The sequence below is a fragment of the Ruixingdingia sedimenti genome (genome assembly GCF_031432425.1).
GTDB lineage: Bacteria > Pseudomonadota > Alphaproteobacteria > Rhodobacterales > Rhodobacteraceae > Ruixingdingia > Ruixingdingia sedimenti.
This window is the reverse complement of record NZ_JAVKPH010000001.1, coordinates 281,789-304,969: the sequence shown is the minus strand read 5'-3', so window position 1 is coordinate 304,969 and position 23,181 is coordinate 281,789. Positions and strand designations below refer to the sequence as shown.

At 69.7% G+C, this 23,181-nt stretch carries 22 protein-coding genes; 11 read left to right on the top strand and 11 right to left on the bottom strand.

The genetic code is table 11. The features are described from left to right. Positions 1-173: 173 nt before the first annotated feature. Positions 174-1,238, bottom strand: coding sequence for a site-2 protease family protein (locus RGD00_RS01550; protein ID WP_310455369.1), 1,065 nt, complete (start codon positions 1,236-1,238; stop codon positions 174-176). A 20-nt stretch (positions 1,239-1,258) separates the two neighbouring features. Then, entirely contained in the window at positions 1,259-1,816 is a 558-nt protein-coding gene (gene ssb, locus RGD00_RS01545; RefSeq protein WP_310455368.1) for a single-stranded DNA-binding protein, read from the bottom strand. 210 nt (positions 1,817-2,026) lie between these two features. Here ssb and RGD00_RS01540 point away from each other — a divergent pair, with 210 nt between their 5' ends. After that, a complete protein-coding gene (locus tag RGD00_RS01540) occupies positions 2,027-2,617 on the top strand; it encodes a lytic transglycosylase domain-containing protein (RefSeq protein WP_310455367.1) in 591 nt (196 codons plus the stop codon). A 17-nt stretch (positions 2,618-2,634) separates the two neighbouring features. Here RGD00_RS01540 and RGD00_RS01535 read toward each other — a convergent pair whose 3' ends face one another. From RGD00_RS01535 to hemB, 4 genes are all read right to left on the bottom strand, one after another. Further along, complete coding sequence (locus RGD00_RS01535) at positions 2,635-3,438, bottom strand: helix-turn-helix domain-containing protein (RefSeq protein WP_310455366.1); 804 nt, start codon at positions 3,436-3,438, stop codon at positions 2,635-2,637. A gap of 109 nt (positions 3,439-3,547) precedes the next feature. Further along, positions 3,548-4,150, bottom strand: a complete 603-nt coding sequence (locus RGD00_RS01530; protein ID WP_310455365.1) for a nucleotidyltransferase family protein — start codon at positions 4,148-4,150, stop codon at positions 3,548-3,550. Positions 4,151-4,158: 8 nt separating this feature from the next. After that, the gene (locus RGD00_RS01525; RefSeq protein WP_425603328.1) at positions 4,159-4,728 is read right to left on the bottom strand and encodes a lipid-binding SYLF domain-containing protein; all 570 of its coding nucleotides are present in this window, start codon (positions 4,726-4,728) and stop codon (positions 4,159-4,161) included. 358 nt (positions 4,729-5,086) lie between these two features. Next, positions 5,087-6,082, bottom strand: a complete 996-nt coding sequence (hemB, locus tag RGD00_RS01520) for a porphobilinogen synthase (protein ID WP_310455504.1) — start codon at positions 6,080-6,082, stop codon at positions 5,087-5,089. Positions 6,083-6,237: 155 nt separating this feature from the next. On the opposite strand from hemB, the gene RGD00_RS01515 reads away from it, so the two are divergent. Both RGD00_RS01515 and mfd read left to right on the top strand, forming a co-directional pair. Next, positions 6,238-6,765 (top strand): component of SufBCD complex, encoded by a 528-nt coding sequence (locus RGD00_RS01515; RefSeq protein WP_310455364.1) that lies wholly within the window; start codon positions 6,238-6,240, stop codon positions 6,763-6,765. A gap of 31 nt (positions 6,766-6,796) precedes the next feature. Next, entirely contained in the window at positions 6,797-10,276 is a 3,480-nt protein-coding gene (gene mfd, locus RGD00_RS01510) for a transcription-repair coupling factor (protein ID WP_310455363.1), read from the top strand. 346 nt (positions 10,277-10,622) lie between these two features. Here the strand turns inward: mfd and eno are convergent, their stop codons facing one another. The 3 genes from eno to RGD00_RS01495 form a co-directional block, all read right to left on the bottom strand. Continuing rightward, entirely contained in the window at positions 10,623-11,900 is a 1,278-nt protein-coding gene (gene eno / locus RGD00_RS01505) for a phosphopyruvate hydratase (protein WP_310455362.1), read from the bottom strand. Positions 11,901-11,934: 34 nt separating this feature from the next. Next, the gene (locus RGD00_RS01500; RefSeq protein WP_310455361.1) at positions 11,935-12,816 is read right to left on the bottom strand and encodes a DMT family transporter; all 882 of its coding nucleotides are present in this window, start codon (positions 12,814-12,816) and stop codon (positions 11,935-11,937) included. 391 nt (positions 12,817-13,207) lie between these two features. Further along, positions 13,208-13,627, bottom strand: a complete 420-nt coding sequence (locus tag RGD00_RS01495; RefSeq protein ID WP_310455360.1) for a Fur family transcriptional regulator — start codon at positions 13,625-13,627, stop codon at positions 13,208-13,210. Positions 13,628-13,783: 156 nt separating this feature from the next. On the opposite strand from RGD00_RS01495, the gene RGD00_RS01490 reads away from it, so the two are divergent. The 7 genes from RGD00_RS01490 to RGD00_RS01460 all read left to right on the top strand — a co-directional run bounded on the left by RGD00_RS01490 (position 13,784) and on the right by RGD00_RS01460 (position 19,922). Continuing rightward, entirely contained in the window at positions 13,784-14,950 is a 1,167-nt protein-coding gene (locus RGD00_RS01490) for a M20 aminoacylase family protein (RefSeq protein WP_310455359.1), read from the top strand. 433 nt (positions 14,951-15,383) lie between these two features. Continuing rightward, positions 15,384-15,848, top strand: a complete 465-nt coding sequence (rplM, locus tag RGD00_RS01485) for a 50S ribosomal protein L13 (protein ID WP_310455358.1) — start codon at positions 15,384-15,386, stop codon at positions 15,846-15,848. Between the two features lie 4 nt (positions 15,849-15,852). Next, on the top strand, positions 15,853-16,359 hold the full coding sequence (gene rpsI, locus RGD00_RS01480) for a 30S ribosomal protein S9 (RefSeq protein ID WP_310455356.1): 507 nt from the start codon (positions 15,853-15,855) through the stop codon (positions 16,357-16,359). A 175-nt stretch (positions 16,360-16,534) separates the two neighbouring features. Next, positions 16,535-16,795 (top strand): hypothetical protein, encoded by a 261-nt coding sequence (locus tag RGD00_RS01475; RefSeq protein WP_310455355.1) that lies wholly within the window; start codon positions 16,535-16,537, stop codon positions 16,793-16,795. Between the two features lie 351 nt (positions 16,796-17,146). Beyond that, positions 17,147-18,034 carry an ABC transporter permease gene (locus tag RGD00_RS01470; protein ID WP_310455354.1) on the top strand — a complete coding sequence of 296 codons (888 nt, stop codon included), beginning with the start codon at positions 17,147-17,149 and terminating at the stop codon, positions 18,032-18,034. Next, positions 18,031-18,837, top strand: coding sequence for an ABC transporter permease (locus tag RGD00_RS01465; protein ID WP_310455352.1), 807 nt, complete (start codon positions 18,031-18,033; stop codon positions 18,835-18,837). Before RGD00_RS01470 ends, RGD00_RS01465 begins: the two co-directional genes overlap by 4 nt. Continuing rightward, the gene (locus RGD00_RS01460; RefSeq protein ID WP_310455351.1) at positions 18,834-19,922 is read left to right on the top strand and encodes an ABC transporter ATP-binding protein; all 1,089 of its coding nucleotides are present in this window, start codon (positions 18,834-18,836) and stop codon (positions 19,920-19,922) included. Before RGD00_RS01465 ends, RGD00_RS01460 begins: the two co-directional genes overlap by 4 nt. A 36-nt stretch (positions 19,923-19,958) precedes the next feature. Here RGD00_RS01460 and RGD00_RS01455 read toward each other — a convergent pair whose 3' ends face one another. After that, on the bottom strand, positions 19,959-21,359 hold the full coding sequence (locus tag RGD00_RS01455) for a DNA ligase-like domain-containing protein (RefSeq protein ID WP_310455350.1): 1,401 nt from the start codon (positions 21,357-21,359) through the stop codon (positions 19,959-19,961). Next, a complete protein-coding gene (locus RGD00_RS01450; protein ID WP_310455349.1) occupies positions 21,356-22,318 on the bottom strand; it encodes a ligase-associated DNA damage response exonuclease in 963 nt (320 codons plus the stop codon). The genes RGD00_RS01455 and RGD00_RS01450 overlap by 4 nt, the downstream gene beginning before the upstream one ends. Before the next feature lie 137 nt (positions 22,319-22,455). Here RGD00_RS01450 and RGD00_RS01445 point away from each other — a divergent pair, with 137 nt between their 5' ends. Next, on the top strand, positions 22,456-23,181 hold the full coding sequence (locus RGD00_RS01445; RefSeq protein WP_310455348.1) for an Ntn hydrolase family protein: 726 nt from the start codon (positions 22,456-22,458) through the stop codon (positions 23,179-23,181).

Below are 23,181 nucleotides of genomic sequence, written 5' to 3'. Positions count from 1 at the left end.
TCGTTCGGGCCGGACGGGAGAAGGAAACGCACTGCGTTTCCCCCGCCCGTTCGCGCGCCAATGACATCGGGAACGGTGATGTCAGGAAATCCGGGTAGGCCAGCGCCCGCCGGGGCAGCGAAATCTGCATCGCGGTGGCGAAGGCACGCGCCTTCGGACAGTATGTTGCTCCCTCAGCCCCGCCCGCGCAGCATCATCAGCTCGCCCAGATTGTCGGGGGTGACATAGCCGATGAACCGCCCCGCCGCATCCGTCACCGCGACGGCGGGTGCGGTCTGCAACGCCGCCAGCACCCGGTCGAGCCGCGCATCCAGCGCCACCGCCGGCACCTCGCGCAGCATCGCGCCCGATACCGGGTCGCCCCGCGCCCCCGAGGCCAGCGCGCGGGCCAGCGCCTGACGGGTCAGGAACCCCTCCAGCCGCCCGTCGGGGCCGAGCACGGGAAATTCGTGCTGCGTGGTGCGGATCAGCGCATGGGCCGCGGCATCCAGCGTGTCGCCGGGCGACAGCGGCTCGAACACCGTGATCGCGGCATCGCGCGCCAGAAGGCCCCGCGTCGCCTCGCGCATCGCGACATCGGCGTTTTCGGCATTGGCGGCGAACCAGACGAAAACCGCGATCAGCATCAGCATCACATTGCCCGAGGCAAAGCCCGCCACGCCGAAGAGAAACGCCAGAACCTGCCCCGCCGTCGCCGCCACCCGCGTGGCCCGCGCCCGCGGCAGCCGCATCGCCAGCGCCGCGCGCAACACCCGCCCGCCATCCATCGGAAAGGCCGGCAGCAGGTTGAAGAGCGCGAGGAACAGGTTCACCCCCGCCAGCCGCGCGACGAAGCCCGCCCCCGTCCGCTCGATTTCCGCCAGCGCGCCGAGGCCGGATCCCGCCGCCAGCGCCAGCACCGCCCAGATCAGCACGCTGACCGCCGGCCCCGCCAGCGCCACGGCGATTTCCTGGCGCGGATCCTCGGGCATGCGTTCCAGCCGGGCGAGCCCGCCGATGGGCAGAAGCGTGATGTCGGGCGTGGCGATGCCATAGCGGCGCGCCATCAGCGCATGGCCGAATTCATGCGCCACCACGCAGGCGAAAAGCGCCAGGATGAAGGCGACGTTTTCCGCCGCCGCCGCCGGGCCCTCGGCCATCCAGGTGGCCACGCCGATCCAGCCGATCAGCAACAGGAAGGTGGCATGGACGCGCAGTTCCGACCCGAAAAGCCGCCCGATCGGAAACGACCATCCCATGCCCGGCCCCCTTCATCCCATCAGAACGGGATCTCGTCGTCCATGTCCGACCGCCCGCCGCCGCCGAAGCCGCCGCCCTGGCCCCCGCCCTGACCGCCGCCGCCGCCGAACCCGCCCGGGCCCGGGTCGCGCCCGCCGCCGCCCTGACCGCCGCCATAGCCGCCGGAACCGCCGCCGAACCCGCCGCTGCGGTCGTCATAGCCGCCACCGCCGCCGCCGCCCTCGCCCCGGCCGTCGAGCAGCGTCAGCTCGCCGCGGAAGGGGCGCAACGCGACCTCGGTCGTGTAGCGGTCCTGGCCCGACTGGTCCTGCCACTTGCGGGTTTCAAGCTGCCCCTCGACATAGACCTTCGATCCCTTGCGCAGGTATTGTTCCGCGATCCGCACGAGGTTTTCGTTGTAGATCGCGACCGAATGCCATTCGGTCCGTTCCTTGCGTTCGCCGGTGTTCTTGTCGCGCCAGGTTTCCGATGTGGCGATGCGCAGGCTGCACACCTTGCCGCCCGAGGGGAACGACCGCACCTCGGGGTCGCGGCCCAGATTGCCCACCAGAATCACCTTGTTGACCGAACCTGCCATCGCCTTTTCCCTATGCCGGAGCCTTGCCGCCCGGCGCGACAATGGCACGGGCTGGTTAACAAGGCGTATAGCCCGCCCCGCCCCATCCCGCAACCGGCGCCCTTCGGCCCATGGCAACGGCGGGGCTGGCGGGGCGGCGAAAATCGGCTATAGTCGCGCCGGCCGGATCGGGGCACGAACCCCGGCCGGGGGACAGTGCGGGTTTCAGCGATGCGCAAAGTCATTCCGACGATTCTGGGGGCAGCCATTCTTGCCTCGGCGGGCGCGGCAGGCGCGGCCGATCTGCGGGTATCGAGTTCCAACGGCGCGCGCAGCACCAATCTCGCCGCCTTCGACCGCATGCGCGGGCGGCTCGAGGTGAAATATGAAAACTCGGTCAAGCTGAAGCCCAAGTCCGAAAACGCGACCCCCGCGGTGCCACGCTATGCGGGCAAGTACAAGGGCGAATACCTTGAAATCGCCCGTACCGCCGCGCGCAAGCATGGCATCCCCGAGGATCTGTTCCTGCGGCTGGTGCAGCAGGAATCGGGCTGGAATCCGGGCGCGGTCTCGGTCAAGGGGGCGACGGGGCTGGCGCAGCTGATGCCGGATACGGCGAGCCTGCTCGGCGTGAAGATCGACGATCCGCACCAGAACCTCGACGGCGGCGCGCGCTACCTGCGGATGATGCACGACCGTTTCGGCGACTGGCGGCTGGCGCTGGCCGCCTACAACGCCGGGCCCGAGGCGGTGGCGAAACACGGCGGCATCCCGCCCTATGCGGAAACGCAGAACTACGTGAAGACGATCCTGCCGGGCTGAACCCGGTCGGCGGCGGGTCAGGCGCTGCGGCGGAAATCGCTCGGCGTCTTGCCGGTGTGCTGCTGGAAGGCGCGGGTGAAATAGGCCGGCGAGTTGAAGCCGAGCCCGCGCGCGACCTCCTGCACCGGCAGGGCGGTTTCGGCCAGCAGGCGGCGCGCCTCGAACAGCACGCGGTCCTGCAACAGATCCTTCGCCGGGCGGCCCGTGGTGGTGCGGCAGACCCGCGTCAGATGGGTGGGCGTCACGCCGAGCGCGGCGGCGTAATCCGCCACCCCCATGCCGGACCGGAAATCGCGTTCCAGAAGCTGCGTGAACCGCGCCGCCAGACGGCGGGCGGATGCGGGATGCGGCGCGTCTTCCAGCGGATGGGCGGCGGCCTGCCGTTCCAGCCAGACCGACAGCAGGCCCAGATGATAGCCCGCGGCGCGGTCATGGGCGGGCTTGTCGCCGGCCATTTCCCGCCCGATGGCGTCGAGCGTCAGGTTCAGATCCACCTGCGCCGAATTCTCGCGGATGCGCAGGTGCAGCGGTTGCGCGGGCAGCGGCAGCCCGCAGTCGCGGCCGAAGAACACGGCGGTGCCGAAGACCTGCGGGCCGACCTCGAACCCGTGCATGGTGCCGGCGGGGATGAAGATCGCGTTGTGCGGCGTATAGCCCCGCGTCGCCCCGGCCACGGTGATGCGGCCCTGACCCTTGGTGAACCACAAGAACAGCGGCTCGGACAGCGCGCGCATCGCCTCGACCCGCCAGCGGCCGCCCGCGGCGAGGCGGGGGATGGCGATCAGCCGGGGGGCGGAAGGGGGCGCGGGGATCTGGGTCATGGGCTGTCCGGGGTCGGGTGCGAATCGCAGAGTAAGCGCGCGGGCGAATCGGCCCAAGGGAAAAAGCGCCGCCCGGGGCCCGGGTCGGCGCGGCGTTGCGCAGGGGGCACTATGGGCGCGGGCCGCCGCGCCAGCGCGCCCAGTCCTCGGGCGTGTCGAGGTCGGTCACGGCATGGCGGCCGGGCAGGGGGACGGGGCGCACCTCGGGGCCGAGCGCGCGCAGCAGATCGCGCGCGCCGGCATCCCCTGTCAGCGCCCTCAGCGCCGGGAACAGCCGGGCGGGAAAGATGACCGGATGGCCGGGCGTGCCGTCCGCCGCCGCGCCGCGCAGGATGGCGTCGGGGGCGGCGGCATGGGCGGCGGCCATCTGGGCCAGATCTTCCGTGGTGATGTCCGGCAGGTCGGCCAGCAGCACCATCACCGCCGCCGCACGCGGGGCCAGCGCCGCGATCCCGGCGCGGATCGAGGCCGAAAGCCCCTCTGCCGCATCCGCCACCACCAATGTCTCCACCGCGATCCCCGCCAGCGCCGCGGCGCGCGCCGGGCGGCCGGGGGGCAGGGTGACGAGCACGGGCAGACCGGCGGCCAGCGCCCGCCGCGCCATCCGCGCGATCAGCGGCGCGCCCTCCACCACCTCCATCAGCTTGTCGCCCCCGCGCATGCGCGCAGAGGCCCCGGCGGCGGGGATCAGGACGGCAAGACCCGCGGCCATGGTACGGCTCAGGGGATGATGCGGGAGTACTTGATCCCCGCCAGCGTCGCCCCCGCGATCAGCCCGGACTGGCCGAAGACCAGCGCCACGACCGGCGACCGCTCGGTCGTTTCCTTGCCGAGGCTCGCCCCCTGTTCGGGCAGCGCATAGCGCGCATCCGCCCCCACGGCCCAGCCATCCGACTGGCGGAAATCGCCGAGCGCGGCCTCGGTCATGAAGAACAGCGCATGGGCATATTGCTGCGCCCCGATCTGGAAGCCGATGGTGGCGCGCACGGCGGCGTAATAATCGACCGTCACGTCGTTGATGCGCAGCGCGCCGCGCCCGAACCCGCCGCCGATGCCGAAACCGGCCTCGGTCACCAGCGGCATGTAGAGCACGCCATAGGCCTTTTGCGCCAGATCGCGCGTGCCGGGATAGCGCGAGAACAGGAAGTCCCGCGTCGCATCCACCCGCGCGTCGATGGTCGAGGCGCCGTTGCTGCCCACGCCGTTGGCGCAGGCCGCGGTGAGGGTCAGCATGGATCCCGCGCCGAGGATCAGGCCGCGCCGCGTGAGGGGCCGTGTCATTGTGGTCATGTTCTGCTCCGCCTTCTTCTGCATGCGGGGCCTTCTGGTGCCCCTTGCCCCCATGGATAGCGTGAAACCGCGCCGCTGTCATCCGTTCCGCGCAAGGCCCGGCGGCGGGCCGCCGCCTCGGGGGGCATCGAGCCCCCCTCGCCGGCGCTGCCGCGGGCAAGCCGCCCGGCGGGGTGCGGGTGGAGGGGCGGTGCCGGGGCGCCGCCCCGGACCCCGGAGTATTTGGGAAAAGGTGAAAGGCCGGGACGTTTCTTGCACAGAAGCGGCGCGGCTTCATCTTGCCGGAAATACTCCGGGGGTCCGGGGGCTGGCCCCCGGCGCTGTCCTGGACACCGGCGCAACCGGGAGAGGCGAACCCTCAGGCCAGCGCGCGCGCCAGCGCCGGGGCGAAATAGGTCAGCACGCCATCGCAGCCCGCGCGCTTGAACGCCATCAGGCTTTCCACCATCGCCTTGTCGCCGTCGACCCAGCCGTTCTGCGCCGCGGCCTTGATCATCGCGTATTCGCCCGACACCTGATAGGCGAAGGTGGGCGCGCCGAAGGCGTCCTTCACCCGGCGGCAGATGTCGAGATAGGGCATCCCCGGTTTCACCATCACCATGTCCGCGCCCTCGGCCAGGTCGCGGGCGACCAGCCGGATCGCCTCGTCGGCATTGGCGGGGTTCATCTGGTAGGTCTTCTTGTCGCCCACCAGCCGGCCCGAGGCGCCCACCGCATCGCGGAAGGGGCCGTAGAAGGCGCTGGCGTATTTCGCCGCATAGGACAGGATCGCCACGTCCTTGTGCCCGGCCCCTTCCAGCGCCGCGCGCATCGCGCCGATGCGGCCGTCCATCATGTCCGAGGGGCCGAGGATATCCGCCCCCGCATCGGCCTGCGCCAGCGCCATCTTCACCAGCGCCTCGACCGATTCATCGTTGAGGATCACGCCGTCCTTCACCAGCCCGTCATGGCCGTTGATGTTGTAGGGGTCGAGCGCGATGTCGGTCATCACCGCGACCTCGGGCACCTCGCGCTTGAGCGCGCGGATGGCGCGGTTGGTCAGGTTCTCGGGGTTCCACGCCTCTTCGCAGGTTTCGGTGCGCAGCTCCGGGTCGGTATAGGGGAAAAGGCAGATCGCCGGGATGCCGAGCGTCGCCGCCTCTTCCCCCGCGCGCAGAACGCGGTCGAGCGACAACCGGGAAACCCCCGGCATCGAGGGCACGGGTTCCTCGATATCCTGCCCGTCGCGGATGAACACCGGCCAGATCATGTCCTTCACCGTCAGCGTGTTTTCCTGCACCAGATCGCGCAGCGCGGCGGTGCGGCGGGTGCGGCGGAAACGGGTGACGGGGCAGGGGCCCTGGACGGGGTTCATGGCGGCAGTCATGGCGGGGGTCCCGATGCTGTTACTGGCTTGCAATGATCCTGCCTGCCACGCTTTGCCCCGCTTCTCAAGGGTGGGAATCCCGCGCGCGCCGGTTTACTGTCCGCCCACGGCGCCGGCAGAGCGCCGCCGGAAGCGGGCAGCGGATGCAGTGGCACACCTCTCTGTTTGAACTCATCGACCTTCGGTCGTTCTCCAACCTGTGGTACTGGATCGCACTGGCGGTGTTCTGGTCCACGGCCAGCCACTGGGTATTGGGCGTGCCCTTCGATCTGGTGCAGCGCGCGCAGCGGCGGGGGGGCGCGGCGGGCGAGGATGTGCACATCCTCGTGCGGGTCTATGTCAACCGGCTTCTGCATATCGGGCGGGTCTCGGGGATGTGGCTGACGGCGATCGTGGCGGCGGTGCTCACGGCGCTGGCGATCCTCGGCTTTCACTACCGGGTGGAGTTCTGTCAGGCGGTGTTCCTGCTGGCCTTTCCCATGAGCCTCGTCGGCGCGCTGTCCATCCGCACGGCGGGGCGCATCGCGGCCGAGGAGGTTTCGGGCGACGCGCTCTATCGCCGCCTGCGGCGCCACCGCAGCGCGGTGCAGATGATCGGCATGCTGTCGATCTTCGTCACCGCCATGTGGGGGATGTGGCAGAACATGAACTCTTCCGCCCTCGGGGGTTGACCGCGGCGGCAAAGCGCGTAGGTCAGCGGCCATGACAGCAAAGATCCCCAGACCCGCCGAACGCATCCTGATGGGCGGCGTGCCCGAAGGCTTCGACGCGCGGCTTCTGCTGCGCGAACGCGACAGGGCGGGCGCGGCGCTGATCCATATCGCGCGCGACGACAAGCGGATGGAGGCGATGCGGGCCGCGCTCGCCTTCTTTGCCCCCGATGCGCCGGTGATCACCTTTCCGGCCTGGGACTGCCTGCCCTACGACCGCGTGTCGCCGAACCCAGAGGTCGCGGCGGCGCGGATGGCGGTGCTGGCCGCGCTGGCGCAGGGCCTGAGGGGGGCGCCCGTGGTGCTGACCACGCTCAACGCCGCGACCCAACGCCTGCCCGCGCGCGATACGCTGCGCCAGTCGAGCTTTTCGGCGCGGGTGGGCGAGCGCGTGTCGGAAGAACATCTGCGCGCCTTTCTGGCCCGGATGGGGTTTTCGCAGGCCGCGACGGTGACGGAACCGGGCGACTATGCCATCCGCGGCGGCATCGTGGATGTGTTCCCGCCGGGTGCGGGCGGGCCGGTGAGGCTCGATTTCTTCGGCGATGTGCTGGACGGGTTGCGCCGGTTCGACCCGGAAACGCAGCGCACTACGGAAAAGCTGACCTCCATCGACCTCGCCCCGGTGTCCGAGGTGATGCTGGACGAAGCCGCCATCACCCGGTTCCGCCAGAACTATCGCATCGAATTCGGCGCCGGCGGGTCCGACGATCCGCTGTACGAGGCCGTCAGCGCCGGGCGCAAACAGGCGGGGATGGAACACTGGCTGCCGTTCTTTCACGAACGGCTGGAAACGCTGTTCGACTACCTGCCCGAAGCCACGGTGACGCTGGACGACGCGGTGGATGCCGCGCGGCTGGCCCGGTGGGACGGCGTGGCCGACCAGTACGATGCCCGGCGCGAGGCGATGGCGGCCAAGGGGCGCATCGACACGGTGTACAAACCCTGCCCGCCGGGGCTGCTCTATCTGGACGATGCGGCATGGTCGGCGGCGCTGGCCGGGCGGCGGGTGATGCAGTTCAGCCCCGCGCCGCAGCCGCCGGGGCCGGGGGTGCTGGATGCGGGCGGCCGGTTGGGGCGCAATTTCGCGCCGGAACGGCAGAACGAAAAGCTGGATCTTTTCGGGGCCTTGCGCGACCATCTTCAGAAACGGCTCGAACTTTCGCAGGTGGTGCTGGCGTTCTTTTCCGAGGGCGCGCGCGACCGGATGGCGGGGCTGATCGCCGATCAGGGCGTGCGCGGCGCGCGCGACATCGCGGATGCCCGCGACCTGCCGGATGGCAAGGGCGCGCTGGCGCTGGCTGTCTGGCCGCTCGAACAGGGGTTCGAGGCACCGGGGCTGACGGTCATTTCCGAACAGGACATCCTGGGCGACCGTCTGGTCAGCCGCGCGCGGCGCAAGAAGCGGGCGGAGAACTTCCTGACCGAAACCACCGCCCTGACGCCGGGCGATCTGGTGGTGCATATCGAACACGGCATCGGCCGCTTCAAGGGGCTGGAGACGATCACCGCGCTCGGCGCGCCGCATGACTGCGTGGCGCTGGAATATGCCGGGGGCGACCGGCTTTACCTGCCGGTCGAGAATATCGAACTGCTCAGCCGCTATGGCCACGAAGAGGGCCTTCTGGACAAGCTCGGCGGCGGGGCGTGGCAGGCGAAAAAGGCGCGGATGAAGGAACGCATCCGCGAGATCGCGGACCGCCTGATGCGCGTCGCGGCGGAACGGCAGTTGCGGTCCGCCCCCGTGCTGGTGCCGCCCGAGGGCCTGTGGGATGCCTTCTGCGCCCGCTTTCCCTATGTGGAAACCGATGACCAGCTGACCGCCATCGGTGCGGTGCTGGACGATATGGAACAGGGCGTGCCGATGGACCGGCTGGTCGTGGGCGACGTGGGCTTCGGCAAGACCGAGGTGGCGATGCGCGCGGCCTTCGTCGCGGCGCTGTCGGGGTTGCAGGTGGCGGTGATCGCGCCCACGACGCTGCTGGCGCGCCAGCATTACCGCAGCTTTTCCGAACGCTTCCGCGGTTTCCCGCTGGTGGTGCGCCCGCTGTCGCGCTTTGTATCCGCCAAGGAGGCCGCGGCGACCCGTGCCGGGCTGGCGGACGGTACGGTGGACATCTGCGTCGGCACCCATGCGTTGCTGGCCAAGGCGGTGAAGTTTCGCAACCTCGGCCTGCTCGTCATTGACGAAGAACAGCATTTCGGCGTTTCGCATAAGGAGCGGCTGAAGGAAATGCGCTCGGACGTCCACGTCCTGACGCTGACCGCGACGCCGATCCCCCGCACGCTGCAACTGTCGCTGTCCGGGGTGCGGGATCTGTCGATCATCGCCACCCCGCCGGTGGACCGGCTGGCAATACGAACCTACGTTTCGGAATTCGACACCGTGACGATCCGCGAGGCGCTGCTGCGCGAACGCTATCGCGGCGGGCAGTCGTTCTTCGTCGTTCCCCGCGTGTCCGACATCCCCGATATCGAGGATTTCCTGCGCCGCGAGGTGCCCGAGGTCAGCTTCGTCGTCGCCCATGGCCAACTGGCGGCGGGCGATCTGGACGAACGCATGAACGCCTTCTACGACGGCAAATACGATGTGCTGCTGGCCACGACCATCGTGGAATCCGGCCTCGACATCCCCACCGCGAACACGATGATCGTGCACCGGGCGGACATGTTCGGGCTCAGCCAGCTTTACCAGATCCGCGGCCGGGTGGGCCGGGCCAAGACGCGGGCCTATTGCTACCTGACGACGAAACCCCGCGCGCCGTTGACCCCGCAGGCGAAGCGGCGGCTGGAATTGCTGGCGAGCCTCGATTCGCTCGGCGCGGGGTTCAACCTCGCCAGCCACGATCTGGAACAGCGCGGGGCGGGCAATCTTCTGGGCGAGGAACAATCGGGCCATATCAAGGAAGTGGGCTACGAACTTTACCAGCAGATGCTGGAAGAGACGATCGCGCGCATCAAGGCGGGCGAGCTGGAAGGCCCGGCCGAATCCGACCACGACTGGTCGCCGCAGATCAACCTCGGCGTGCCGGTGATGATCCCCGAGGGCTATGTGCCCGATCTGGACGTGCGGTTGGGGCTGTACCGGCGGCTGTCGAACCTGACCACCAAGGTGGAACTGGAAGGCTTCGCCGCCGAACTGATCGACCGCTTCGGCCCGCTGCCGCGCGAGGTGAACACGCTTTTGCTGATCATGCGCATCAAGGCGATGTGCAAGCGCGCAGGAATCGCGCGGCTGGACGGCGGGCCCAGGGGGGCGACGGTGCAGTTCCACGGCGACCGCTTCGCCAACCCCGCCGGGCTGGTGGAATTCCTGCAAGGCGAAGGCGGCGCGGCGAAGGTGAAGGACAACCGGATCGTGCTGACCCGCGACTGGACCACCGAGGCCGAGCGCATCAAGGGCGCCTTCGCGCTGGCCCGCGCGCTGGCGGAAAAGGCCGCGGGGGCGAAACCCGCCCCGCGCAGGCCCTGACGCCGCCTCGGGGGGCATCGAGCCCCCCTCGCCGGCGCTGCCGCGGCCCGGTGACGGGGCCTGGCCGCCCGTTCTGTTGGCGGGGCCTGGGGATGGGTGGGGGGCCTCCGGCGGGGATATTTGGGGACAGAAAGTGGAAACGCCCCGCTCCATCACCGGAACGGGGCGCCACTTCCTGTCGCGGTCATCGGCGTCCCCGCCTGTACCGCAGGATCAGCTTCGCCAAGCGCGGTTAACTTCGGGTTAAAAAAACCGCGCCTTCACTTTCTGTCTGAAAATATCCTCAGGGGGTGAATTGGCGCAGCCAAGAGGGGGCAGAATGCCCCCTTCTTGCGCCCGTGCCGTCTCAGCCGCGCAGGATCGAACGGCCCGCGTATTCGGCGATGTCGCCGAGCATTTCCTCGATACGGATCAGCTGGTTGTATTTCGCCAGCCGGTCGGACCGCGCAAGCGAGCCGGTCTTGATCTGGCCGCAGTTCGTCGCCACCGCCAGATCGGCGATGGTGCTGTCCTCGGTTTCGCCCGACCGGTGGCTCATCACATTGGTGTAGCGCGCGCGGTGGGCCATATCCACGGCCTGCAGCGTTTCGGTCAGCGTTCCGATCTGGTTCACCTTCACCAGCATGGAGTTCGCCACGCCCTTCGCGATGCCCTGCGACAGGCGTGCCGGGTTGGTGACGAAGAGGTCGTCGCCCACCAGCTGCACCCTGGCGCCGAGCGCGTCGGTCAGCAGCTTCCAGCCCTCCCAGTCGTCCTCGGCGCAGCCGTCCTCGATCGAGATGATGGGATAATCGGCGCAGAGTTTCGCCAGATAGTCCACGTTCTCGGCCGAGGTGAGCGACAGGCCCTCGCCCGCCATCTCGTATTTCCCGCCCTTGAAATATTCGGTCGAGGCGCAGTCGAGCGCGAGGTGGATGTCGTCGCCGGGGCGGTAGCCGGCCTTTTCGATCGCCTTCAGGATGAAGTCGAGCGCCGCGCGGGTCGAGGAGAGGTTGGGGGCGAAGCCGCCCTCGTCGCCGACGCCGGTGGCGAGGCCCGCGGCCGACAGTTCCTTCTTCAGCGTGTGGAACACCTCGGCGCCCATGCGCACCGCCTCGCCGATATTCGCGGCGGCGACCGGCATGATCATGAATTCCTGGATGTCGATCGGGTTGTCGGCATGTTCGCCGCCGTTGATGATGTTCATCATCGGCACCGGCAGGACGCGCGCCGAGGTGCCGCCGACATAGCGGTAAAGGGGCTGGCCCGTCGCATCCGCCGCGGCCTTGGCGACGGCCAGCGACACGCCGAGGATCGCGTTGGCGCCGAGCCGCCCCTTGTTCGCGGTCCCGTCGATCTCGATCATCGCGCGGTCGATGGCGACCTGTTCGGTCGCGTCGAAGCCCACCAGCGCCTCGGCGATCTCGCCGTTGACGGCGGCCACCGCCTCGAGCACGCCCTTGCCGAGGTAGCGGGTCTTGTCGCCGTCGCGCCGTTCCACCGCCTCGTGTGCGCCGGTGGAGGCGCCCGAGGGCACCGCGGCGCGGCCGAAGCTGCCGTCCTCCAGCGCCACGTCGACCTCGACGGTCGGGTTGCCGCGGCTGTCGAGGATCTCGCGCGCGTGGATGTCGATGATGGTGGTCATGGGGTTCTCCTGCGTGGGGCGGGTCGCGGTTCTCTTAGCGGCTCGCGCGGGCCGAGGAAAGGGTGCGGCGGCGTTCGCGCCAGAGCGAATAGAGGCCCGAGCCGATGATCAGCCCCGCCCCCGCCAGCATCGGCGCGTCCAGATCCTCGTGCAGCACCAGCACGCCGAGCGCGATGGCGAAGATCAGCCGCGAATAGCGGAAGGGCGCGATGAAGGCGATGTCGCCGAGCCGGTTGGCCGAGGTCAGGCACCAGTAGGCCGCCATGCCGAAGCCGACCGTGACCGCGATCAGGCCGATCCCGGCGGCGGTGGGCATCACCGGCCCGCCCTGCATCGCCGTCATCACCACCCCTGCCGGCACGATGGCGGCAAAGCCCCAGACGGCCAGCTGGACCGAGCTTGTCCCCCGCACCACGCGCCGCGTGGCGACATCGCGCATCGCCAGCGCCACCACCGTGACCACGGCCCAGAGTGCATTGGGGTCGAACCCGGCGCCGAAGGGCCGCAGGATCAGCAGCATGCCCGCAAAGCCGAATGCGATCGCCGTCCAGCGCCGCCAGCCCACCTGTTCGCCCAGAAACAGCGCCGCGCCGAGCGTCACCATCAGCGGCAGCCCCTGCAGGATCGCCGAGGCGAGCGACAGCGGCACCAGCGCCAGCGCCATGACCATCGCCATCGTGCCGACCATCTCGCCCAGATTGCGCAGCACCACCGGGCGGGCGAGGAAGGCCGGGCTGAAGACCGGCGCGCGTTGCGCCCGCGCCAGCAGCGAAAAGCCGAGGGCCCCGCAAAGGCCCAGAAGCACGATGATCTGCCCCGGCGGCATCGTGCGGGCGAGGATCTTGATCGCCAGATCCTCCAGCGCGAAACCGGCCATCGAAATCACCATCAGCATCGCGCCGCGCAGGTTTTCCATCGGCCAGCCCTTTCCCGGTTCCCTGCGCGGCTTAGCCCGCCTTGGCGGCAAGGGGAAGGGAGGATCCCCGCCGCCGCGCGGGTGGAGGGGGCGGGAGCCTCCGGCGGGGATATTTATGGACAGAAAATGGACGGGGCCGCTTTCCGGTGAAGGCCGTGCGGCTTCATCTTGCCATGAATACGCCCGCCCACCCTGCGGCCGGGGATGCGGTCCGGCATTCCGCCCGGCGGTGGCGGGGGGGGGGAAGGGCAGTAGCCTCCGGCGGGGATATTCAAGTCCAGCCTGAAGGGGCGCGCGGTTTTTCGAAGGGGGCGCGGCGTTTCACCTTTTCCGAAATACTCCCGCCGGAGGCATGCGCCGGCCGGCGCCGGGGCGGCGGCCGGGCGGGGGCTCAGCCCTTGGGGCGGGGCAGGCGGGTGCCGTAGAGTTCCAGCCGGTGGCCCTCCAGCCGGTAGCCGAGCCGGGCGGCGATGCGGTCCTGCAGGGCCTCGATCTCGGGGTCGACGAATTCGATCACCTCGCCGGTGGCGAGGTCGATCAGGTGGTCGTGGTGTTCGCGCAGCTTGTCCTCGTACCGCGCGCGGCCGTCGCCGAATTCCAGCCGGTCGAGGATCCCCGCCTCCTCGAACAGTTTCACCGTGCGGTAGACGGTGGCGATGGAGATGCGCGGGTCGATCGCCGCGGCGCGGGCGTGCAGCGTCGCCACATCCGGGTGGTCGTCCGCCGCGCCGATGACGCGGGCGATGGTGCGGCGCTGGCCGGTGATCCGCAGGCCCTTGGCCTCGCAGCGGGCGAGAATGCTGTCGGTCATGGCGCCCTCCGTCCGGGGTGTCGGGTTCGTCCTGCCCTTAGCGCAAGCGGCCGGGCAGGGGAACCCGCAATCCCCCCTCCGTCCCCCGGGGGCCCCGGGGCTTGCGCGCGTGGCCTCCATCGGCCACCATCGGGGGCATCGCGACAGGAGCCCCCGATGCCCGCCCGGAACCGCTTTGCCGAACTGCTGCCCGAAATCATCGCCTGGCGGCGGGATTTCCACGAAAACCCCGAGCTGATGTTCGAGGTCCACCGCACCGCCGGACTGGTGGCCGAACGGCTGCGCGCCTTCGGCTGCGACGAGGTGGTCGAGGGGATCGGGCGCACCGGGGTGGTGGGCGTGATCCGGGGCCGGTCGGACAGCGCGGGCCGCGTGGTGGGCCTGCGCGCCGACATGGACGCCCTGCCGATCATCGAGGCGACCGGCGCCCCCCATGCCAGCAAGGTGCCCGGGCGGATGCATGCCTGCGGCCATGACGGGCATAGCGCGATGCTGCTCGGTGCCGCGAAATACCTGGCCGAGACCCGGAATTTCGACGGCACCGCGGTGGTGATCTTCCAGCCGGCCGAGGAAGGCGGCGGCGGCGGGCGGGTGATGTGCGAGGACGGGCTGATGGACCGGTGGGGGATCCAGGAAGTTTATGGCATGCACAACTGGCCCGGCCTGCCGGTGGGCCGTTTCGCCATCCGCCCCGGCCCCTTCTTCGCCGCGACCGACCAGTTCGGCATCGAGATCACCGGCAGGGGCGGCCATGCCGCCAAGCCGCATGAGGTGGTGGACCCCACGGTGGCGGGGGCGCAACTGGTGCTGGCCTTGCAGACCATCGCGTCGCGCAATGTGGATCCGCTGAAAAGCCTGGTTGTTTCCGTCACCGCCTTCCGCACGGAATCCGAGGCCTTTAACGTCATCCCCCAGACGGTGCGGCTGCGCGGCACCATCCGCACGCTGGAGGCCGATGTGCGCGCGCTGGCGGAGGCGCGGCTGCACGCCATCGCCGAACATACCGCCGCCGCCTTCGGCGCCGCGGCGAAGGTGGATTTCCACCGCGGCTATCCGGTGATGGCGAACCACGCCGCCGAGACCCGCCACGCCGCCGCGGTGGCGGCAGAGGTGTCGGGCGTTCCGGTCGAGGAGGCGCCCCCGGTCATGGGCGGCGAGGATTTCGCCTATATGCTGGAAGCCCGGCCGGGCGCCTATATCCTGATGGGCAACTGCGATACCGCGGGCGTGCACCACCCCGCCTACGACTTCAACGACGAGGCGATCCCGGCGGGCTGTTCGTGGTTCGCCGGCATGGTCGAGGCGCGGATGCCGGCGGCGTAGGACTGACGGGGCGATTGCACCACCGCCCGGGCCGGGCGGGATCAGGAAACGCACCGCGTTTCCCCCGCCCGTCGCGCGGCGGTGCCACTGGAAACCATGACGCCCTAAAACCGAGAGGCCAGCGCCTGCCCCGGCGGGCGAGAAGCGCCCGCCATGGGCGGGGCGGGCGCTGGCCGGGGGCTTCGGGCCCCCGGCCGGGGCAACGCTATCTGCATCGCGATGGCGAAGGCACGCGCCTTCGCCAGCCAGACGGTGGGCGCAGCAAGCGATTCCGCGTTTCCCTCTTGGGGTAGCATGATACCTATTTTTTAACCAATTGATCCAAAACGATTAAATTCCCCTTTCCCGCCTTGACCCGCACCAGCGTTCCGGCGATACACCCACCATCCGAAGGCCGGGCATCCCCCGGCCCGTCCAGCAAATGGAACCTCCGATGAAGACCTTTACCGCTACCCCGGCGGACATCGAGAAGAAGTGGATCCTGATCGACGCCGAGGGCGTGGTTCTGGGCCGCCTCGCCACGATCGTCGCCAATATCCTGCGCGGCAAGAACAAGCCGACCTTCACCCCGCACATGGACATGGGCGACAACGTGATCGTCATCAACGCCGACAAGGTGCAGATGACCGGCAACAAGCGCGAGGACAAGCGTTACTACTGGCACACCGGCCACCCGGGCGGGATCAAGTTCCGCACCGCGCGTCAGGTGCTGGAAGGCAACCACCCCGAGCGCGTGGTGATCAAGGCCGTCGAACGCATGATCACCCGCAACCGCCTGGGCCGCCAGCAGATGACCAACCTGCGCGTCTACGCCGGGGCCGAACATCCGCACGAAGCGCAGCAGCCGACCGTCCTCGACGTCAAGGCGCTGAACCCGAAGAATACCCGGAGCGCGTGAAACCATGGCCGCTGACATCAAATCGCTCGACGACCTGAAGGCCGCCGTCGCCTCCACCCCCGCCGCGGTGGAAGCCGCTGCCGCGCCCCGCGAACCCGTGCGCGACGCGCTCGGCCGCAGCTATGCCACCGGCAAGCGCAAGGATGCGGTCGCCCGCGTCTGGGTCAAGCCGGGTTCGGGCAAGTTCCTGATCCGCAACAACAAGGGCGAGTATATCGACTATACGAAATACTTCGCCCGCCCGGTGTTGCAGATGATCCTGCGCCAGCCCTTCCAGGTTGCGGGCGTCGAGGGCCAGTTCGACGTGATGGCGACCGTCGCCGGCGGCGGCCTGTCGGGTCAGGCCGGTGCGGTCAAGCACGGCATCTCGAAGGCGCTGCAACTCTACGAACCCTCGCTGCGCGGCGCGCTCAAGGCCGCGGGCTTCCTGACCCGCGACAGCCGCGTGGTCGAACGGAAGAAATACGGCAAGCGCAAGGCGCGCCGGAGCTTCCAGTTCTCCAAACGCTGATCCGTCTTTCCGGCGATCTTCGTGCAGCGCGGCCCCCTTCGGGGCCGCGTTGTCGTTTCGGCCACTTCGCCTGCTGTGGCAAGAAAGACTCGCAAGCCATTGTTGTTTCTGCCGTGATTGACCGGGCGGCGGGCGGGGCGCATCCTGCCCCGACAACGGCAAGAGACCATGACACATGGCACGAGCAGTCGCTTTCCACAGCGCCACCGGCGCTTCCGATTTCCTCGGTCTTCGGCAGGGCCGGTCGGGCGAGACAGAGATCGTCTATGACGACGGCGTGGCGCGCCGCATGGTCTGGCGCGTGGCCGGCCCCCGCCCCGACGACCGCGGCCTGCAAGAGGCGCTGTCGCGCGCGGTGAACCAGCGCCGCGTGGTGCCCGCGCTCTATGCCGAACTGCGCCGCCGCGCGATCGCGGTGGAGATCGTGGCGGGCTGACCGCCCCGCCGCCCGCGCCCAGGGCGGGGAAAACCCCGCCCTTCGGTGCGGGAACTGTCGTCGTTTCTTCCGCCCGAACATGGGGGGCGCCCCGACTTCCGCCAACGGAGACGGAGCCCCGCTCGGAGATTGGGCCACGATGGCGGCCCTTTCGTGCCGCCGCCGCGGGGCATGGCCGGAGGTACCCCGTACCGCACAGAGCAAAGCCTGCGTCACCTCCTTTGCCGCCGGGCCCTCAGGTCGGGGCCTGCCCCGACTCCAGCCCGGGCAAACGGGACCGGCAACCAGCGGGCTTTTCAACACAAAGCACCTGTGCCACAACAGAATCGAGACGGCGGATCGGGGGGCGCGATGGGATCGGATGGTTTGCTGCGCCGGCTCGGCCGGTCGGAGGGTGCGGGCGGCCTTCTGATGATGAGCCCCACCGCCATCTATGCGATCCTGCTGCTGGCCGCGCCGCTCGCCACCGTGCTGGTCTATTCGGTGCTGACCGACGGTCAGGGCCGTGTGGTCTGGGATTTCAGCCTCAAGAATTATGTCGAGGTCTGGACGGGCCCGATCTACCGCGCGATCATGATCCGCTCGCTCATCGTGGCCCTGCTGGTCACGCTGGTGACGGTGGCGATCGCCTATCCCATCGCCTATTTCGTCAGCTTCCATGTCCAGCCGTCGAAAAAGTCGATGTGGCTGTTCCTGATCACCATCCCGTTCTGGACCAGCTACCTGATCCGCGTGTTCCTGTGGAAGGTGATCCTGGGCTACAACGGCGTGATCAACTCGGGCCTGATCTCGCTCGGCATCATCGACACGCCGTTGCAGGCCATCAACTACAATGTCGGCGCGCTGGTCACGACGCTGGCGCATGCCTATGCGCCCTTCGCCATCCTGCCGATCTTCGTTGCGCTGGAAAAGATCGACCGCTCGCTTCTGGAGGCCGGGCAGGATCTGGGGGAATCGCGGCTGATGACCTTTCTGCGCGTGACGCTGCCGCTGTCGATGACCGGGGTGATCGCGGCGGTGTTGATCGTCTTTATCCCCACCATCGGCGACTATGTGACCCCGGACCTGATCGGCGGGGGCAAGCTGCCCATGATCGCCAACATGATCGAGGTGCAGATGCTCAAGCTCAACCAGAAGGCGCTCGGGTCGGCCATCGCGGTGTCGGCGATGTTCATCGTCACCGTGGTGGCGCTGGTGTTCCTGTTCCTCAACCGCCGGTTCCTGGGGGCGCAGCGATGAAATCACCCGGCCTGCGCGCCTATGCCATCGGCTATCTGATCTTCCTCTATGCGCCGATCTTCCTGCTGCCGCTGTTCGCGCTGAACGACTCGCGCGTGATCGCCTTTCCGCTGTCGGGCTTCACCACCCGCTGGTTCACAGAGATGTGGGCGGATGCGCAACTGTTCCGGGCGCTGAAGAACTCGCTGGTGATTTCCTGTTCCACCGCGGTGATCGCGACGGTGTTGGGGATCTTCGCCGCCCGCGCGACGACGCGGTTCCGCTTTCCGGCCAAGGGCGGGTTGCTGGGGCTGGTGATGCTGCCGCTGGTGCTGCCCGAGATGATCGTGGCGATGTCGCTGCTGCTGGTGCTGCTGGCGGTGGGGTTCAAGCTGTCGGTCGTCACCATCATCCTCGGCCATGTGCTGATCTGCACGCCCTTCGCGGTGGCGATCCTGTCCTCGGCCTTCCAGTCGCTCGACCGCTCGCTGGAAGAGGCCGCCTATGATCTGGGCGAAACCCCGCTCTCGACCTTCCGGCTCATCATCCTGCCGCTGGTGATGCCGGGCATCATCTCGTCCCTGCTGATCTGTTTCACCATCAGCTTCGACGAATTCATCATCGCCTATTTCCTCGGCGGCACGGAAACCGCGCTGTCGGTCTATATCTACGGCCAGTTCCGCTTTCCGGCCAAGGTGCCGGCGATGCTGGCGCTCGGCACGATCCTGGTGCTGGTGTCCATCGTGCTTCTGTCCATCGCCGAATATTTCCGCCGCCGCGGCATCGCCCGGACCGGCGGCAAGGATACCGGAGGCTTCCTGTGAAAAAGCCGATCATCGAGCTTGACGCGATCCAGAAATACTACGGCGACTATCACGCGCTGCGCGGCATCACCGCGACGATCCGCGAGGGCGAGTTCTTTTCGCTTCTCGGGCCGTCGGGCTGCGGCAAGACCACGCTTCTGCGCACCATCGCGGGGTTCGAGGGGCTGTCCTCGGGCGTGCTCAAGATCGACGGGCGCGACATGGCGGGGGTGCCGGCGAACAAGCGGCCGACCAACATGGTGTTCCAGTCCTATGCCATCTTCCCGCATCTGACGGTGGAACAGAACGTGGGCTTCGGCCTGCGCCGCGATCCGCGGTCGCGCGACGACAAGGCCAGGGCGGTGGCCGAGGCGCTGGCGATGGTGGGCCTTGCGGGCTATGGCAGGCGGGCGGCGCATGCGCTGTCGGGCGGGCAGCGGCAGCGCGTGGCGCTGGCCCGCGCGCTGATCCTCAAGCCCAAGGTGCTGCTGCTGGACGAACCGCTGTCGGCGCTGGACAAGAAGATGCGCGAACAGATGCAGGTGGAACTGATCAAGCTGCAACGGCAGGTCGGCATCACCTTCATCCTCGTCACTCACGACCAGGAAGAGGCGCTGGTCATGTCCGACCGGATCGCGGTGATGTTCGAGGGCCAGATCGCGCAGCTTGCCGATCCCGAAACGCTCTACCGCCGGCCGAACAGCCGGCAGGTGGCGGATTTCATCGGCACGATGAACTTCCTGCCCGCGACGATCCTGTCGGAAACCCCCGACCGGATCGAGGTCGAGGTCGCGGGGCTCGGCCGCTGCGCGATCGACCCGGCGCAGGCCCCCGGCGCGGTGACGGGCGGCCCGGCAAGCGTGGGCTTCCGCCCGGAAACGCTGACCATCCTCTACGAAGGCCAGGTGGCGAACGACCGCGAGACCGGCGGCACGGTCGAGGAAGTGGTCTATTTCGGCGACATGACCTATTACGATGTCAAGCTCGACGGTGTGGACCAGCCGGTGCGGCTGTCGATGCGCAACGTCTTCGGCCGCCCGGTGCTGGACATCCGCACCCGCACCCGCGTGGCCTGGAGCCCGGGCGCGCTGGTGCTGTTCCGCTAGGGGCCCGGCGGCGCTGCGCGTGACCCGCGCAGTACCCTAACCGATCAGCGCCCGCAGATCCTCCAGCGTATCGGCCTCGGCGCCGCCGCTCAGCCAGCGGGTCAGGCGCGCGCCGGTCAGCGCCAGCCCGGCCTTGCGGCGCGGTGCGGGGGTGGCGGTGTCGAAGGCGATCTCAAACACCTGTTCGGGCGGCAGCACCAGCACCGGGCCGGCGCGTTCGCGGATGTTGGCGCGGATCCAGCCGAAAAGCGCGGCGGCCTCTGCCGGCGGCAGGGCGGGGGCGATGCGGACGATGGGGACCAGCGCATCGCCCGCGCGCAGGGCGAGCATCAGCGCGCTGCCATCCGCCTGCGCCTGGGTCAGCACCGCGCGCAGGCGCAGCGGTGGCGCGGGCCAGCGGCGTTCCTCTGCCCCGTCGAGGCGGCGCAGCAGCAGGCCCGTGGCGCCATGCGCGCGGGCCCTGTGGCGCGCCGCATCCAGCGCGGGCCAGCCGGTGGCGGGCAGCAGGGGGGCGAGGTCCAGCGGCAGGCCCGGCGGCAGGGTTGCGGCCCAGGCCTCCAGCCGGGCGCGGCGTTCGGGCAGGGGGGCGGTGGGCATCAGCCAGTCCTGCGCCATGAATCGCGGGCCGTCCCGCGTCATCAGCCAGCCCGCCAGCGCCGCGCCCTCGGGCAGATGCGCGCCGAGGGGGGCGAGGGCGGGCGCGGTCAGGGGTTCCGCCGCCGTCCAGACATGCAGCGCGCCGTCCTGCCGCAGCAGTTGCACCCGGGGCGCGTCCCGGTCCCATTCCGCCACCCAGTCCGCGCAGGGGCCGAGGGCCTCGATGGTTTCCAGCACCGACACCGGCGCAAAGGGCAGGGGCCGCGCCCCGCCGGTGGCCGCAAGCACCGCCAGCCCCCGATCCGCCGTCCAGCCCCCGGCCAGCCCCGCCGCCGCTGCCGCGGGGTCCGCCCCCGTGGCGCGCGCCAGCGCCGCCGCCAGCACCGGGACCGGCAGGGTCAGGCGAAAGCCGCCGGTGGCGAGCCGGTTTAGCACCAGCCGGGCGGGTGGTTCCATCCGGTTCCACGCCGCGCGCAACGCCGCCTGCCGGGCCGCGGCATCCGCCCTCGCCAGCGCCGCGAGCCGGGTCAGTTCCGCCACCAGCCCCTCTTCCGCCGCCATGGGTGCGGGCGGCAGATGGGCGAGCGTTTCGGCAAGGTCGCCGGTGGCGCGGCGGCAATCCTCGACCAGCCAGTCGGGGATCCCGGCCGCCGCCGCGGCCCAGGCCCGCAGTTCCGCCCCCGTCGCCACCCGCCGGGGCCGCCGCCCCGCCAGCAGCGCCACCCCCTGCGCCCGGTCGGGTTCGTCCGCCGTGGCGAGCCAGCCGGCCAGCGCGGCGGTGCGGGCCTCGGGGTCCGGTGCGTCCTCCAGCGCGGCGCAGAGGGCGGCGAAGCGCCTCATCCCAGCACCTGCGCGTCATGACCCTGTTCGGTCAGCCAGCGGCTGAAGGGCGCGGTATAACCATGCGTGACCAGCACCCGTTCCGCCCCCGTCGCCCGGATCGCGGTGTTCAGCCCTTCCCAATCCGCGTGATCGGACAGCGCAAAGCCCCGCGCCGCGCCCCGCCGCCGTGCGGTCGCCCGCAGCGCCATCCAGCCCGAGACGAGCGCCACCTCGCACCGCCCCGGCCCCCATTGCCGGCCGAGCGTGTTGGGCGGCGCGATCACCAGCGCGCCGGGGGGCGCCACCGCATCGGGGGCCAGCGCCGGGGCGGGCGGCAGGGGTAGGCCCTGCGCGCGCATCACCGCATTCATCGCCGCCACCGCCGGATGCGCCAGCACCGGCCCCGGCCCCCCGGGGCCGAGCGCGGCCAGCACCCGCTGCGCCTTGCCCAGGGCCCAGGCCCCGACCACCGCCACCCCGCCGTCCGCCGCCACGCCCTGCCACCAGTCGCGGATCTGTGCCACGACCTGCGCCTCGGGCGCCCAACGGAACACCGGCAGGGCGAAGGTGGATTCGGTGATGAAGGTGTGGCAGCGGACCGGCGCGAAGGGTTCGCAGAAGCCGTCGGGTTCGGTCTTGTAGTCGCCCGAGACCACCCAGACCTCGCCCCCCGCCTCGACGCGCACCTGTGCCGATCCCGGCAGATGCCCTGCGGGGTGCAGGCTGACCACCGCCCCGCCGATGCGCAGGGCGGTGCCGAAAGCCAGTTCTTGCACCGCGATCCGGCCCAGACGATGACGGATCGCGGGCGCGGCGGCGGGGGTGCACAGATAGGCGCCGTGGCCGCGGCAGGCATGGTCCGAATGCCCGTGCGTCACCACTGCCCGCGCCACCGGGCGGTGCGGGTCGATGTAAAAGTCGCCCGCCGGGCAGTAGAGCCCCCGGTCGGTGACGGTCAGGACGGGATCGCGGGTCATCGTCCCCAAGATAATCCCCCCGCGGGCCGGTGCCAGAGGTGCTGCCCGATTATCCGGCGGCGGAAAGCCGCGACGCCCTGTTGCGGCGGGCCCCGTGCTTCCCTACCCTTGCGCTACGCGATGAAAAGGAGCGACGGGTGACGTATTGCGTGGGGTTGCTGCTGACGAAGGGCATGGTGCTGTTGTCGGACACGCGCACCAATGCGGGGCTCGACAACATCTCGACCTATCGCAAGATGTTTCTGTTCGAGGATCCCGGCGAACGCGTGATCGCCATCATGACCGCGGGCAGCCTGTCGGTGACGCAGACCGCCATCGCCCGGCTGCGCGCGGCGATGAAGGACCCGGAGGCGACGCCCGACACCTCTATCCTTCAGGCGCAGTCGATGCTGAAGGTGGCCGAGATCGCGGGCAACACGCTGGCCGCGGTGCGCCGCGACATCGACGAGAAACTGGCGGTGATGCGCCAGTCGGCCAGCGCCACGATGATCGTCGCGGGCCAGGTGCGGCGCGGCGACATGCGGATGTTCCTCATCTATCCCGAGGGGAATTTCATCGAGGCGACCGAGGACACGCCCTTCCTGCAGATCGGCGAACACAAATACGGCAAGCCGATCCTGGACCGGGTGGTGCGGCCGGAAACCGACCTGATGGACGCGCAGAAGGCGGTGCTGCTGTCGATGGATTCGACGCTGCGGTCGAACCTGTCGGTGGGCATGCCGCTGGACCTGTGCGTGATCGAGCGCGATGCCTGCCGGGTAGGCCTGCGCCGTCGGATCGAGGCCGGCGACGCGGATTTCCGCGCGATGTCCGAGGCCTGGTCCAACGCGCTGCGCGAAGGGTTCCAGCGGATCACGAACTGA

Excerpts from the sequence above, each read along its gene's own strand:
- RGD00_RS01550 (WP_310455369.1), bottom strand. The coding sequence starts at position 1,238 with ATGGGATGGTCGTTTCCGATCGGGCGGCTTTTCGGGTCGGAACTGCGC.
- ssb (WP_310455368.1), bottom strand. The coding sequence starts at position 1,816 with ATGGCAGGTTCGGTCAACAAGGTGATTCTGGTGGGCAATCTGGGCCGC.
- RGD00_RS01540 (WP_310455367.1), top strand. The coding sequence starts at position 2,027 with ATGCGCAAAGTCATTCCGACGATTCTGGGGGCAGCCATTCTTGCCTCG.
- RGD00_RS01535 (WP_310455366.1), bottom strand. The coding sequence starts at position 3,438 with ATGACCCAGATCCCCGCGCCCCCTTCCGCCCCCCGGCTGATCGCCATC.
- RGD00_RS01530 (WP_310455365.1), bottom strand. The coding sequence starts at position 4,150 with ATGGCCGCGGGTCTTGCCGTCCTGATCCCCGCCGCCGGGGCCTCTGCG.
- RGD00_RS01525 (WP_425603328.1), bottom strand. The coding sequence starts at position 4,728 with ATGACCACAATGACACGGCCCCTCACGCGGCGCGGCCTGATCCTCGGC.
- hemB (WP_310455504.1), bottom strand. The coding sequence starts at position 6,082 with ATGAACCCCGTCCAGGGCCCCTGCCCCGTCACCCGTTTCCGCCGCACC.
- RGD00_RS01515 (WP_310455364.1), top strand. The coding sequence starts at position 6,238 with ATGCAGTGGCACACCTCTCTGTTTGAACTCATCGACCTTCGGTCGTTC.
- mfd (WP_310455363.1), top strand. The coding sequence starts at position 6,797 with ATGACAGCAAAGATCCCCAGACCCGCCGAACGCATCCTGATGGGCGGC.
- eno (WP_310455362.1), bottom strand. The coding sequence starts at position 11,900 with ATGACCACCATCATCGACATCCACGCGCGCGAGATCCTCGACAGCCGC.
- RGD00_RS01500 (WP_310455361.1), bottom strand. The coding sequence starts at position 12,816 with ATGGAAAACCTGCGCGGCGCGATGCTGATGGTGATTTCGATGGCCGGT.
- RGD00_RS01495 (WP_310455360.1), bottom strand. The coding sequence starts at position 13,627 with ATGACCGACAGCATTCTCGCCCGCTGCGAGGCCAAGGGCCTGCGGATC.
- RGD00_RS01490 (WP_310455359.1), top strand. The coding sequence starts at position 13,784 with ATGCCCGCCCGGAACCGCTTTGCCGAACTGCTGCCCGAAATCATCGCC.
- rplM (WP_310455358.1), top strand. The coding sequence starts at position 15,384 with ATGAAGACCTTTACCGCTACCCCGGCGGACATCGAGAAGAAGTGGATC.
- rpsI (WP_310455356.1), top strand. The coding sequence starts at position 15,853 with ATGGCCGCTGACATCAAATCGCTCGACGACCTGAAGGCCGCCGTCGCC.
- RGD00_RS01475 (WP_310455355.1), top strand. The coding sequence starts at position 16,535 with ATGGCACGAGCAGTCGCTTTCCACAGCGCCACCGGCGCTTCCGATTTC.
- RGD00_RS01470 (WP_310455354.1), top strand. The coding sequence starts at position 17,147 with ATGGGATCGGATGGTTTGCTGCGCCGGCTCGGCCGGTCGGAGGGTGCG.
- RGD00_RS01465 (WP_310455352.1), top strand. The coding sequence starts at position 18,031 with ATGAAATCACCCGGCCTGCGCGCCTATGCCATCGGCTATCTGATCTTC.
- RGD00_RS01455 (WP_310455350.1), bottom strand. The coding sequence starts at position 21,359 with ATGAGGCGCTTCGCCGCCCTCTGCGCCGCGCTGGAGGACGCACCGGAC.
- RGD00_RS01450 (WP_310455349.1), bottom strand. The coding sequence starts at position 22,318 with ATGACCCGCGATCCCGTCCTGACCGTCACCGACCGGGGGCTCTACTGC.